Raw genomic sequence first — 12,601 nt, 5'->3', positions numbered from 1 at the left:
ACTTGTTCGCACTTTCCTAAGGGGCGTTTGTTGTTCATTTGGTGCTTTGCTATCATCGAACGCCTCGATATAGTACAGGCTCATATGAAATCTAACTGGAGGGCGGAAAGGGGCCCAATTATTTGATCGGTTTTTTCATAGCGAGAAGCGGAAGGCAGTAGTGAGGGACAGCAGTGAATGCCACTAATACGATAAGCTGGATTGACAAAATTGTAACTGAATCGAGTCGGCGAGATCTTTTTTGCGCGGCTGCCTATGAGTCCTGAAATAATAACTCGACTGCTAGCCTCCATGAACGCTGGCCGCCTTCTAGTTGTCTGTGGTGCAGGGCTGTCGATGGCGCCGCCTAGTAGCCTGCCATCGGCCTTGACGGTCGCCGAGCGGTGCTTTGAAAAGTATCGTCTTGAATCTGATCCAAACTGTGATCCCGCGCTTCGGGACAATCTAGAGGCGCTCGCCGAACACTTCGCGGGACTCGATACCCTTCAATCTGTCTTCATCGAGCACCTCGTCCCTTGGAACGCATTTATGCGGCAGCCGAACACCGGGCATGCCGCGATAGCGGATTTTCTCATCACTCGCGCTGCAGTTGCTGGCATATCGAGCAATTACGACACCCTCATCGAACGTTGCGCCTGGGACTACGGCTCTGACTTCCGTGGCTCGCTCGACGGAGACGAAGCCAGCGCTGACTTCGTTCGCCAGGCTCCCTTGCTTAAATTCCATGGCTGTTCTTTCCGCGATCGGCCAGCTACGGTATGGGCGCCTTCGCAGCTCAATGATCCAACCATCTCGGCCCGTATTGCGCTAAGCAAAGTATGGATGGCCGCCAACCTTCGGCAGAAGGATCTACTCGTCGTGGGCTTCTGGTCAGACTGGGAATATCTCAATACCGTGATAGGTGAAGCATTGAGCCACGTTCAGCCGCTATCCGTGACAGTTATCGACCTGTCACCAACAAACGTGCTCGAGCAGAAGGCCCCTCAGCTCTGGGAGATCGCCAACGCACCAAACGTGGCTTTCGAACATGTCCAAGAGTCTGGAGCTGTAGCGCTCGACGAACTGCGTCGTGCATTCTCATCGAATTACCTTCGACAGGTACTGGATGCAGGTCGAACCGCCTTCGAGCAAACCACAGGAATTCAGTGCGACACAGCTTGGCTAAACGTTGAAAATTTCGATAGCGAGGCTTTGTATGGTCTGAGGAGAGATGCAGAAGGCGTCTCGGCGGCGGAACCAGCCAAGCTCTTGCGCCCGGCAAATACAGAAGCTCTCGGCTTCTTCCACTTACTGCTACGTCAGGCTGGGGCCTTGCAACGCCCTGATGGCTATGAGCTTAACGGCCGTAGCATCCGCGTTATCAATGGAGCGCAAACCGTCCTCGGGACTCTACGCGGGAGGTTTATCGAGCCACCTGCCGCGATGCAGCCTGACATCGTTGTGGCTGTGGGCGCGACCAACTTAGGCGTGCCGGGCAACATCGTACGCAACGGACGCCCCGGCGACGTGATTCGTCCTGACCCAGCGGGCGAATGGTATGACCTCCCTGGGGCAAGAGCAGAGTTGGGAATCTAATGGATATCTTCACGCAAACCGAAATCCTCCTTCGCGACGCCCAATACGAAACTTGGTCGTGGACTGGCTCGGCCGGCCCGGTGACCTGTTTCGAAAACGCGGCGCTGATGGGGTTCGTTCAAGTCTTTGATACCGCAGATACTCTTCTCTGCACTTGGCGTGCGAGTCAACAAGTGGCTCTCGCTCGCCATGCCGCGTCGTTGCGCGCCGCAGGAACAAAAGCGTGGAATGTCTATTCAATCTTTCTGACCCCGGATCAAGATGTGAGCCGAGCGCGTGAGATCGAACGAATCGAAGAGGATTTCTCTTTGACTCGGAAAATTGCCAGGGCTTCGATCATCACAACGGATGATGTTGAGAAAGCGCTGCTACCGCTGCTGTCCTTACGCGCCAAGCCGCTGCTTGGCGTGTCTAACTTCGAAACGAGACTGCGTACCAGGCTGAAAGACATTTCTCCTGAGGCCATTACCTCGTTCATTAATAACGAGACAACGCCAACAGAGGTTGCTCGTATCTTGGGAACGACATTATGAGGCTCGACTTCATCGAAGTATGCGGCTTTCGTGGATTCAGGGATCTCGTCCGTATTAACTTCGGACAGGGCTTCACCGTCATTACGGGCCGGAACGGTGTTGGTAAAAGCACGTTATGTGATGCAATCGAGTTTGCGATCACCGGTTCCATCGACAAATATGCTGTTGAGAAGGCGGCGAAGGAAAGCATCAGCGATTATATATGGTGGCGTGGCGAAGGCGTCCCGAAGGCCCACTATGTTACGGTCTCGTTCGTCGACGACGATGGCAAGCCGTTCACAATCACTCGTACACGCGAGTCAGGTGCTGATCGTTCAGCGGATGAAATCCAGGCCGCGCTTTGCTGCGGTCCTGTGCCAGATAATGCACTTAGGCAGCTCACCCGAACCTCAATCATCCGCGACGAATGGATCGCAGCACTCAGCCTAGACCTCACCGAAACGGAGAGATTCGATCTTGTCCGTTCGGCGCTCGGTGCTTTAGAAGGCTCTGAGGCAAGTAGTAGAGCCAAGGAGGTTGTGGCAGCTACCGAAGCAACGCACTCTAAAGACGAGGCTGCCTATGCAGCTGCCTGTTCGCGGTTGGCAGACAGACTGACGCAACTGTCTGAGACGCAAACAGCCCTTAGCCGTTCAGGCGATATGGCCTCTGCTCTCCAGGTAATCTCCATAGCCGCACCAGATGCGCCGCCTGAACTGACAGCACGGCTGACAGCAGGTCGAAATGCACTTGCGAGCAAGCGAACCCGATTAGGTCGAATGGGCGAAGCGCTTCAACTCGGTCATGAGGTTGCGTCGGCGCAGGCGGCCTACACAACTCCGGAGGCTATTGCGGATCGGGAGACCGCTTCAAGAGTGCACGAAGCAGCACAAAGAGAGCATCAGGCTGCGCAGCAGGCGGTCGCGGAAGCCGAACAACGCCTCGAGCGCGAAGAAGAGATAGACGCAATTGCAGCATCGCTGAGCCTTCTGGTCGAGCACGGTGAGCGCCTCGGGTTGCACGAAGAGCATTGCCCGTTATGCGAAGCCTATCGGACGCCGGACGAGTTTTCCTCCGGTGTGGCCGCGGCACGGCGCCGGATCAAATCACTGGCGTCGGGCGTTCAGGCTGCTCACGATGCTCTCACCATTGCGAAAGAGAATGCACGGCTATCCAGCCTTACGCTCCAAGCTGCCGAAGCTATGCTTGATACTCATGCAGAAAAGCTGCGCCGGCTGCGCAGTCAGGAAGAGTCACATGTCTCATTCTACTCGGATTGGTCTCTCGACTTCCGCCTCATCAACGATCCTGATGGGCTAGAGCAAGCTATTTCTTCAGAGCGCGACCGGCTGATCGACCTTGAGCGTGCGTTGATAGTGCTGGAAGCCTCGCAAGCTGTATCGCAAATGTCGTTAATCGAAAGCAACATCTCGGTACTGCGAGCTGAAGTAGAGAAGCTCGCGCATACTGTCAGTCAATCGCAAGCTGCCGTTACCGCAGCTCGCGAGATCGAGCGCTCAGTTAAGCGTGTGAGCGCCGAAATCATCGATGAGCGTCTTGCTCAGATTAGCCCGCTTCTCAACGAGCTGTACCAGCGCCTAAGACCGCACGCCGACTGGCACACAATCGATTACAGCATTCGCGGCGACGTACGTCGTTTCTTAAGTCTTAAAGTCGGAAACGGTCTAAACCCACAATTTGTCTTCAGCAGTGGCCAGCGTCGTGCAGCCGGTCTCGCTTTTCTTCTTTCTGTCCATCTCGCACGGGCGTGGACACCACTCAAGTCTTTGCTACTCGACGACCCCGTTCAACACATCGATGATTTTAGGGCCCTTCACCTGGTGGAAGTGCTCGCTGCTCTGCGCTTGGATGGGCGTCAGATCATCTGTGCCGTTGAGGACCCTGCGCTTGCCGATCTCCTCTGCCGACGCTTGATGAGCACTGCGAAGGAGGGAGGGAGACGGCTTGACATCGACCTTGGGTCGCTCGGCGCAACGAGCGTGGTCACAGACCTGGAAATCCGCCCAATGCCGCTTGGTGTCCTACGCGGCGTCACCACTGCATGAAGGCCGAGAGCGCGTTAATCGAGACTCTGATGCAGCAGAGGGGGAGAGCGCACGGTCCTTGGAGCGATTTGGCACTCCATACCATCGGCTGGCGTGCGTTTCAGGATCTATGCTCACAGGTATGTGAAGTCGTGCTCGGCAGACCAGTGGAGATCTTCCGCGAAGCCCAAGATGGCGGTCAGGACGCAGTTTTCCTCATTCCTGCAGGAAACAAATTTCCATCGATTGGAACGGTCCAGTGCAAACATACTTCTGATGCCTCAAAGGCGTTGAAGCTTGGAGATCTCAACGCAGAGACATCCCATGTCGAAGAACTAGTCAAAGCAGGCCAGGCGGACACCTATGTATTCATGACTAACATGAGCGTGGATGCTCCCGTCGCATCTGTAATGCGTACTAGGCTTCGGGCACTTGGCGTGCGAAAGCCGCATATTCTTGGTCGTCAGTACATAGTACGAGTTATCAGGAGCAGCGCTCGCTTGCGCGCATTAGTCCCGCAGGTCTACGGCCTAGGGGACCTTACCTCGATCGTGGATGAGCGACTGAGCGAACAGAGCCGGGCGCTGCTCGACAGCTGGATACCAAAACTTCGCACTTATGTACCTACTCAGGCCCATCGTGCAGCTGTGAATGCGATCGCCGAGCACGGCGTAGTGTTGCTGCTCGGCAACCCCTCAAGTGGAAAATCGGCGATTGGTGCCATCGTTTCGACCATAGCATCTGAAAACCCGGAGAACACTGTACTTGCTTTGACCAGCCCGCGCGACTTTGAGGCAGGTTGGAATCCTAATGACCCGGGACGCTTCTTCTGGATCGACGATGCATTCGGTTCAAATGTGCTACGTGATGACTATGTACAGGATTGGGCCTCGGCCTTCTCTAAACTGCGGGCCGCAATTAAGCATGGCAATCGCTTCCTCCTAACTTCCCGTAAGCATATCTACGAAGCTGCACGACGTCGGCTTGGGCAGCGTAACCTTACCCAGTTCGCAGATGGCTGTGCTGTGGTGGACGTCGGCGAGCTAACGTCCGAAGAGAAGGCGCAGATTCTCTATAACCATGTAAATTTCGGTGAGCAGAGCCAGAGCTGGAAATCGAGTGTCAAGCCGCATCTGGCAGCAGTCGCCACTGTTCGAGATTTCCTTCCTGGGATCGCCGAACGTCTCGGGGATCCAAACTTCACCAAGGGCCTAGCACCTCGCGAAAGCTCTCTTGTCCGCTTCATGGAGGAGCCGACAGAGCATCTGATCGATACCATCAACGCCTTGGATGGTCAGTTGCAAGCCACGCTTCTCCTCGTTTATGTCCACCAGGCCGGCTTCGATCCTATCGATCATGACGCTTCGGCTGCACAGGCTGTCGCAGAGCTGACGGGGTACACTCTAACTAAGCTTCAGGATTGCTTCACTGAACTGAAGGGCTCGTTCCTGAAGCTTTCCGGATTAAAATGGACCTTCGCCCATCCGACGATCTCCGACGCCCTAACGGAGATTCTGCGTCAGAAACCCCATATGATGGCTGCGCTCATACGAGGCGCGACTATCGACACAATTCTTAGCAGCTTCACGTGTGAGGGCTCGCCGCTCATTCGAGATGCGTTGGTCATCCCGACGACGCTCGACAATGCGCTGGTCGCACGACTTGGATGTACACCCGACGAACGGCATCGCAATTGGATGCTGTTCCACTTCCTGTCATATCGCTCAAGTGCGGCCGTGTTCATCAAAACCCTAGAGCAATTTCCAAATCTACTTCGCAGGTCTTGCTGGAGCTCCGATCTCCTCAGTAACGATCCCCAGATCGCCACCTACGCACGTGCTCATCACTTAAACGTCTTGCCTGGCGATTTGCGATTGGATGTGGCCGACAAGTTGGAGTCTGCCGTGCTCAACGGCCTTGACGTCTCCCTCTTCGAGGAACCACAAATGTTGGCTGTCATACCGCCGCTAAAGCTTATCGGTGTGGGTTTATCGCTGCGGACAACTGTGCTGCCGTCGCTCGAAGAGCGGATCGAAGAGATTACAGACGATGCTGATTTAGACGAAGAACCTGACAGTCACTTTGCGAAACTTCTCGACCTACTTGATCACATTGAGGCGATCGGTGTCGATATGGACGCCACAGCCTTGATCGACGATGCACGCGAGCATGTTAAGCGCTCAATCGCAGAGCTTGAAAAACGCAAGCGCGAGCATGATGAAGGTTCCGAAGATGAAGCGGATTGGGCGCACATCGTGACACAAAAAAAGGAGGAAGCACCTCCGCATACTCCCATGGTTACAACGCGTTCAGTGTTCGATGATGTCGACAAATGATCTTCGATATACCGGGTAATTGTTCTTCTTAATGTCGAAACCATCCTTTATCGATAGCACAGAGGTAGAGCATTTTCTGTAGGCAGCCGCCGTTCAAGCTGGTCTTGATGTCAGCTCGACAACATCCCATTGAGTGCCTACTTGACCGCTCTCTGCCCATTAGTTACTAAGCGCTGTTTATAGGCGCGCCCTGAAATGACTGAAAGCGCCATAATCATACAAACAATGCTTGGTTGTTAGCGGACCGAGCTCGACTGGCTTGATTTTCCATTCCACATAAATGCCGATATGTCCCAGCGGGTGATGACTACGTTGGAGAGCATGGTTCCTGCCATAGAGGTCTACTCGATTGATGAGGCGTTTATTGAGCTCGGCTCGTTATGGGCCGGTAACTTTGTTGATTTTGGGCACCAGATCCGGGCCAGCATCCAGCGGTACACGGGTCTTACCGTCGGCGTGGGCATTGGCCCAACCAAGACCCTGGCCAAACTGGCGAACTACGCTGCGTATTCTGGTGAAGTTGAACAGTGATTCCGGAATCTGTGAACACCATTTCCGGAAAGTATGCTGACAGGGATTCTTCGAGCAGAAGCTGAGCTTTGAGGGGAGGCATCTTTTCGACTCACCGAACAAGCCAGCAGCCAAGCGCAGCGCGGCAGTTGTGGATCCAGGACGTTGGAACAGGACGGTTCATCTGACATCAGAGTACGTGCTCTGAGGTGTCCGGAATCGGTGTACACGCAAGCCGGAATCAGCGTTCATTTTAAACCGGAATAGGTGTTCATTTTCGACCGGAATATGCAACTACGCCGCCAAAAAGTGGCCGGCCACAGGAGGTGTTGTCGATATTCGCGATGAGGGACGCCGAGCTCGGCTGATGGCCATCACCCCAATCGATGAAGTGTGGGGTATTGGACGCGCCCTGAATAAACGGCTGCAGGCCGAAGGCGTGGCAACCGTGGCAGATCTGATGGCTGTGCCTCCCAAACAGATCCGCCAGCGTTATGGTGTGGTAGTGGGGCGCGTGGTCCAGGAACTGCGCGGCATTCCCTGCTCTGAACTGACAATAGACACCCCGGCCAAGCAGCAAATCGTCAGCAGTCGCTCGTTCGGCGAACGGATCATGGAGCAAGCCAGCATGCATCAAGCGTTGTCGGCCTTTATGGAGCGAGCCGCCGAGAAGCTACGCCACGAGAAGATGCGCTGCCAGCATGTGAGCATCTTCTTTCGCACCAGCCCCTTTAGCGAAGGCGAGCCCTACTATGGCAATCAGCTTTCGGCCAAGCTGCCGCGACCAACCGACGATACTCGCGAACTTCTGCATCATGTAACCCAACTGCTGCCCCATATCTGGCGCGACGGATTCCGCTATCAAAAAGGCGGCGTCATTCTCGGTTCGTTCACGCCGCGGGACCACTACCAGGCAGATCTGTTCGACAATCCTGGCTCACCCGACCGCCGGCTAATGGCGGTGATCGATGCCATCAACCATAGTGGCCTGGGCCATATAGGATTTGCCTCGAAAGGTGTAGACGCCTCTGAGTGGATGATGAAACGCGAACACTTGGGCCCACGCTACACCACCTCGTGGGACGATCTACCGGTCGCTAGGTAGTTTAAGAGTTTTCCTGAGAGGAAGGTGTTTCCACTACTGATCTATCCTGCCCACCGGCCTCTGTTTCCAGTGACTTACTGATGGCCAATTTCCCAGATATGACTTTTGGGCCCAATTGTTTGGCCACTAGCAAAACTCATAACCAGAAGTAAATCGATGGTTAGGGCAATAACTCACGAATGTCGCAATTGAGAACCTCCGCAAGCTGATACGCCTTCTCCAGGGTGACGTTGACCTCACCCCGCTCAATCCTACCGACATAGCTTCTGTCAATCTCTGACAGCAGAGCCAGCTTATCTTGCGAAATCCCGATTTGTATTCTTTTCTGGCGAATGCGTTCACCGAATTTGATCGCTAAGTCTTTCATTTCTCGTCTCTCATAAAGACGAGAACTATCCAGAGTTGTCGCGAACATAACCACGGATTATAATCCGCAACCGTTAAAGCCTATGATGTTCTTTCACCCCGACAACGAGACTATACGATGCCCCCAAAGAAAAAGACTCTTTCGCCTCCGTTCTATCAAATTCTCGTAGTGCAGAGTCTTGATCACTTCACAGTCAAAGTGCTTAGGGATTCCTATATCAAATTTATGGGTGTTCCCGAGGGAGACGCGGAAAGAAGGGATGCATACCGGAAGGTCTACCGACAAGTAGTGCGACTGCAACGCAATGATCTTGTTGAGAAAGTGCCAAATACTGGTGGCGCGGTGAAGTACAGAAAAACGCCGAAGTTTCATGAAACACTGTTCGTCGAAAACCGGCAAGAAGAGCCATGTGACGAAAAGCCAATGGATGGTGTGTTGTCCCCTAATGCCATGACTAACAGCCATGTCTTATCGGAACTGCAACTCAAAGCCCATAATTACCAAGTTGATTTATTAACCGCTATCGGAGAGACCGAAGAATATCAACGGCTTGCTAAGGAGTTTCCTTCCATTCAGTCCTTGTTTGATGCGGACTACCGAGAGGCTAGAGAGAAGAGCTCCAAACTATTAGGGCAACTAAAGGCGATCCAAACCGTCATAATGCAGCATTCGCAAAGGGCCTGATGATGCATTTACGCAAATGGCAGGCAACTTGCGTTGAGCAAGCCCTCATACACTATGAGAACTATCGCCATTTTCTGTGCTTAGCCACGCCAGGTGCGGGAAAAACCACAATGGCTGCGGAACTAAGCCGTCGTTTGCTCGTGGATGACAAGATCGACTTCATTCTTTGTTTCTCTCCTTCCGTAGCAGTGGCTGAGGGGATGCGCTTATCCATGAGTAGGGTGCTGGAGCGACGCTTTGATGGGATTATTGGTGCTGCCGGCTGTAGCTACACCTACCAAAACTTGTTGTTCTTCAAAGAGGATTTCTGGCAGCTGTTTGCATCTCACAACGTGATGGTCATCTTTGATGAGATCCATCACTGTTCGGGCACTGAACCCGATAATGCAAACGCCTGGGGAGAGGAAATCCTACTCAATATTCAGGATCAAGCGACTTATACGTTGGCCTTAACAGGAACGCCATGGCGTTCAGACCAAGCCCCGATTGTACTGGCCCGTTATGCGGATCCAGACAACCGAATTCAATGCGACTATCGGTATGGCCTCAGAGAGGCAATCGAGGATAGGGTCTGCCGACGACCTAAAATCGTCCTGATTGATAACGATCTGATCTCTGTTTACTTCTCCTCAGAGACAAAATCCTACTCATCCCTTGCAGAGCTATTTAACCAACAAGATATCCGCTACGGGGAGTTAATTTCGCATCCTGTCGCGATTCGCCACATGCTGAGTACTGCCAATCAACGACTCAGGAAAATGCGAGAAGAGGTACCCAATGCAGCAGGCCTGGTGGTCGCAGCGTCGGTTGAACATGCTGCGTTGATCACCCAGATATTGGCAACAGAGATGAACCAGCAAGCGGTTCTAGTGACCTATAAAACACCGGATGCGGCTGCACAGATCGAAAAGTTCCGTTCAAGCGATGCGGCCTGGATTATTAGCGTCGGGATGATAAGTGAAGGCACAGATATTCCACGTCTTCAGATCTGCTGTCATCTTTCGCTGATTCGAACTGAACTGCACTATCGGCAGGTTCTCGGACGAGTGCTACGAATGACGAATACTGGCCCCCAGGAAGGATGGCTATATACATTTGCAGTGCCTGAATTGATCGCGTTCGCAGAGCGGATTTCTGAAGAGATACCAGAGCAGCAAGTCGTCATACAGGAATATCACAACATAGGTATTGGTTCATCAGACCGAACATGGCCCAGCCATGCCACAAACACGCCTAGCGACATTCCTCGGCTGGTCTGGGACCCGCTTACTCATAAACAAATTACATTGCACAAAACTCACGATAATACGGCTACCATCGAATCGCCGTTTATCCAGCTTTTCGGCAAGTTCCGCGAGCAGATCCTTGCGACTTACTAAATAACTGATCCCAATAGTGCTACACCTTCGCTGTGCCATAGCCATTCCCCGGGAAAGGAGACACGGTATCCATGAAGTGTTTCACTCGGGCCAGCAGGTTTGCCATCCCTCTGCATTGATGATTGCGCGTGATGGTTTCATGTAACTTGTGCCATAGCCGTTCTATGTGATTAACCCAAGGGCTGTAAACTGGCTGGAACACCAGGCAGAACTTGGGATTCTTCTTCAACCATCGCTCGGTCTGTTTGCTTTTGTGAATGATGTAGTTATCGAGGATCAACGTGATGGTTTTGGCTCGTCGGTAGTGGTGGCGCAGCTTTTCCAGCATGGCAATAAACAGCGATGAGTTTTTCTTGATCCCGCTGACGTAAAGTACCCTTCCGTTGCCTGCGTGGAGAACGCCTGCCAGATAATGCTTGGCATTCTGCCCCGGTGTGACAACCCGCTTTTGCTGCGCTCTGAACATCCAGTCGGCTCCTAATTTGGGATTGAGGTCTATATCGACTTCATCCTCATAAAACACCGGATTATCGGCATCACAGCGGGCCAGCGCGGCGTCGATATTGTAACGGTTCACCCAGACCAGTTGACAGGTAAAAAATGAGACGATCGTCCGGTGATCCACTATTGCCTCTTGCGTGATCCTGTCAGCTTGGCACCATCAGGGGCATGAGCACATCCATGACCCCACCGGCCGCTTCGCCGCTGACCCTTGAGCAGGCTAATGAACTTATTCAGAAGCTGATGGCGCGCATCGCCGAGCTAGAAGACCGACTCAACCAGCACAGCGGCAATTCCTCCAAGCCTCCTTCCAGTGATGGGCCAGGCTCACCACCACCTGCTCGGCCGCGCCTTGCCTCAGGTAAAAAACGCGGCGCCCAACCGGGCCACAAAGGCGCTCGGCGTGAGCGTCATCCAGCGGATGAACGGCTGACGGTAATACCCCATTACCCTGCCAGACAGTGCGCCTGCTGTGGGGGCAATGTGGTATTTCATGACAAACCCTACCGCGTCCATCAGGTCTTTGACCTGCCCGAGGTCAGCTACAGGGTGACCGAACATCAGCTCTTTAGCGGCACCTGTTGTCATTGCATCGAGACCAGCCCGGCTCCGTTGCCCGAGACGGTGAGCAGCAGCCAGATGGGGACCAACCTGCTGAGCTACATCGCCCTGCAAAGTGGTCTGTTTCACCAGAGCATTAGCCAGATACAACAACAGCTTAAACAGCACTTCGGCCTGAGCTTCAGTCGCGGCGCCATCAGCGAGGCGCAAGGGCGAGTCAGTGCCATGTTGACCCCGACGCACCAGGCCATCAAACAACAAGTGCAATCAGCCTCCTGTATCCATGCCGATGAAACACGGCATCAGCGTGGTGGTGAGCGGCGCTGGATGTGGCTGGCACTGAGCAAGGTGGCCGTCTGTTTCATGACGGCGTTTGGCCGGGGTCAGGATGCGGCCAAACGGCTGCTGGGCTCAGAATTGGATGGCGTGTTGGTGACAGACCAGTACGCAGGATACCGTTTCATCGACAGCAGCCAGCGTCAGCTGTGCTGGGCCCATGTACTGCGCAATGTGGCAGCGATTGCCGACAGCGGCGAAAAGGTCAATCAGCCCATTGGGGCCCGACTGGTGCTTCTCGCAAATAGCGTATTCAGGGTTCGACATGGCTATGAACAAGGCGTGTTGAGCCAGAAACAATATCAGCGAAGGCTTGAGCGATGTCGGCAAAGCTGGCGAAAAGAGCTGGGGCGAGGCAGTTTGCTGTGCAGCAAGCGCTACCGAGGTCGCTGTCGGCTACTGCTCAAGGATGATGAAATGCTGTGGCGTTTTCTGGAAAACGACGAGATAGCCTTGACCAATAATGAGGCGGAACGGGCGCTACGCGGGTATGTGCTGTGGCGCAAGGGGAGCTATGGCGTTTGGTCACATCGGGGAGAGCTGTTTCGGCAGCGCATCTTGTCTTTGATAGAGACAGCCAAGCGGTTAGGTCGCTGTCCGCAGGAATGGCTGAGGGCCGTGGTCAGTGCCTGCATAGAGAAAACAGACTACCCGCTCCCGGAAGAGTTGTTGTCAACATCCTCCCGGTGA

10 protein-coding genes and 1 pseudogene are annotated in these 12,601 nt (G+C 53.9%); 9 read left to right on the top strand and 2 right to left on the bottom strand.

Features of this window, described 5'->3' with window-relative positions:
- The first annotated feature begins 291 nt into the window (after positions 1–291).
- The 6 genes from ACPW74_RS18035 to ACPW74_RS18010 all read left to right on the top strand — a co-directional run bounded on the left by ACPW74_RS18035 (position 292) and on the right by ACPW74_RS18010 (position 8,083).
- Entirely contained in the window at positions 292–1,575 is a 1,284-nt protein-coding gene (locus ACPW74_RS18035) for a hypothetical protein (protein ID WP_202803855.1), read from the top strand.
- Positions 1,575–2,108 carry a hypothetical protein gene (locus ACPW74_RS18030; protein ID WP_010635899.1) on the top strand — a complete coding sequence of 178 codons (534 nt, stop codon included), beginning with the start codon at positions 1,575–1,577 and terminating at the stop codon, positions 2,106–2,108. The genes ACPW74_RS18035 and ACPW74_RS18030 overlap by 1 nt, the downstream gene beginning before the upstream one ends.
- Complete coding sequence (locus ACPW74_RS18025) at positions 2,105–4,153, top strand: AAA family ATPase (protein ID WP_010635900.1); 2,049 nt, start codon at positions 2,105–2,107, stop codon at positions 4,151–4,153. Before ACPW74_RS18030 ends, ACPW74_RS18025 begins: the two co-directional genes overlap by 4 nt.
- 68 nt (positions 4,154–4,221) lie before the next feature.
- Complete coding sequence (locus ACPW74_RS18020; RefSeq protein WP_202803856.1) at positions 4,222–6,468, top strand: hypothetical protein; 2,247 nt, start codon at positions 4,222–4,224, stop codon at positions 6,466–6,468.
- 288 nt (positions 6,469–6,756) lie between these two features.
- Entirely contained in the window at positions 6,757–6,999 is a 243-nt protein-coding gene (locus ACPW74_RS18015; RefSeq protein WP_010635901.1) for a protein UmuC, read from the top strand.
- Between the two features lie 346 nt (positions 7,000–7,345).
- The gene (locus ACPW74_RS18010) at positions 7,346–8,083 is read left to right on the top strand and encodes a DUF4113 domain-containing protein (RefSeq protein WP_425858421.1); all 738 of its coding nucleotides are present in this window, start codon (positions 7,346–7,348) and stop codon (positions 8,081–8,083) included.
- 160 nt (positions 8,084–8,243) lie between these two features.
- Here ACPW74_RS18010 and ACPW74_RS18005 read toward each other — a convergent pair whose 3' ends face one another.
- Positions 8,244–8,450, bottom strand: a complete 207-nt coding sequence (locus tag ACPW74_RS18005; RefSeq protein WP_010635903.1) for a helix-turn-helix domain-containing protein — start codon at positions 8,448–8,450, stop codon at positions 8,244–8,246.
- 117 nt (positions 8,451–8,567) lie between these two features.
- Here ACPW74_RS18005 and ACPW74_RS18000 point away from each other — a divergent pair, with 117 nt between their 5' ends.
- Together ACPW74_RS18000 and ACPW74_RS17995 are read left to right on the top strand one after the other, a co-directional pair.
- Positions 8,568–9,134, top strand: coding sequence for a hypothetical protein (locus tag ACPW74_RS18000; protein ID WP_010635904.1), 567 nt, complete (start codon positions 8,568–8,570; stop codon positions 9,132–9,134).
- A complete protein-coding gene (locus ACPW74_RS17995; RefSeq protein WP_050560570.1) occupies positions 9,134–10,513 on the top strand; it encodes a DEAD/DEAH box helicase in 1,380 nt (459 codons plus the stop codon). The genes ACPW74_RS18000 and ACPW74_RS17995 overlap by 1 nt, the downstream gene beginning before the upstream one ends.
- Positions 10,514–10,532: 19 nt before the next feature.
- Here the strand turns inward: ACPW74_RS17995 and ACPW74_RS17990 are convergent.
- Positions 10,533–11,075, bottom strand: a pseudogene (locus ACPW74_RS17990) (IS630-like element ISAhy2 family transposase); the annotation flags it as partial.
- 107 nt (positions 11,076–11,182) lie between these two features.
- Between ACPW74_RS17990 and ACPW74_RS17985 the strand changes: the two are divergent.
- Positions 11,183–12,601 (top strand): IS66-like element ISUnCu16 family transposase, encoded by a 1,419-nt coding sequence (locus ACPW74_RS17985; protein ID WP_005327996.1) that lies wholly within the window; start codon positions 11,183–11,185, stop codon positions 12,599–12,601.

Source organism: Aeromonas sp. INTO2 (genome assembly GCF_049860605.1).
GTDB classification, from domain to species: Bacteria; Pseudomonadota; Gammaproteobacteria; order Enterobacterales; family Aeromonadaceae; genus Aeromonas; species Aeromonas caviae.
This window is presented reverse-complemented; position numbering and strand designations above follow the sequence as displayed.

What these genes read in the sequence shown, in the direction of transcription:
- ACPW74_RS18035 (WP_202803855.1), top strand. Translation starts at nt 292, where the DNA reads ATGAACGCTGGCCGCCTTCTAGTTGTCTGTGGTGCAGGGCTGTCGATG.
- ACPW74_RS18030 (WP_010635899.1), top strand. Translation starts at nt 1,575, where the DNA reads ATGGATATCTTCACGCAAACCGAAATCCTCCTTCGCGACGCCCAATAC.
- ACPW74_RS18025 (WP_010635900.1), top strand. Translation starts at nt 2,105, where the DNA reads ATGAGGCTCGACTTCATCGAAGTATGCGGCTTTCGTGGATTCAGGGAT.
- ACPW74_RS18015 (WP_010635901.1), top strand. Translation starts at nt 6,757, where the DNA reads ATGTCCCAGCGGGTGATGACTACGTTGGAGAGCATGGTTCCTGCCATA.
- ACPW74_RS18010 (WP_425858421.1), top strand. Translation starts at nt 7,346, where the DNA reads ATGGCCATCACCCCAATCGATGAAGTGTGGGGTATTGGACGCGCCCTG.
- ACPW74_RS18005 (WP_010635903.1), bottom strand. Translation starts at nt 8,450, where the DNA reads ATGAAAGACTTAGCGATCAAATTCGGTGAACGCATTCGCCAGAAAAGA.
- ACPW74_RS18000 (WP_010635904.1), top strand. Translation starts at nt 8,568, where the DNA reads ATGCCCCCAAAGAAAAAGACTCTTTCGCCTCCGTTCTATCAAATTCTC.
- ACPW74_RS17995 (WP_050560570.1), top strand. Translation starts at nt 9,134, where the DNA reads ATGATGCATTTACGCAAATGGCAGGCAACTTGCGTTGAGCAAGCCCTC.
- ACPW74_RS17985 (WP_005327996.1), top strand. Translation starts at nt 11,183, where the DNA reads ATGAGCACATCCATGACCCCACCGGCCGCTTCGCCGCTGACCCTTGAG.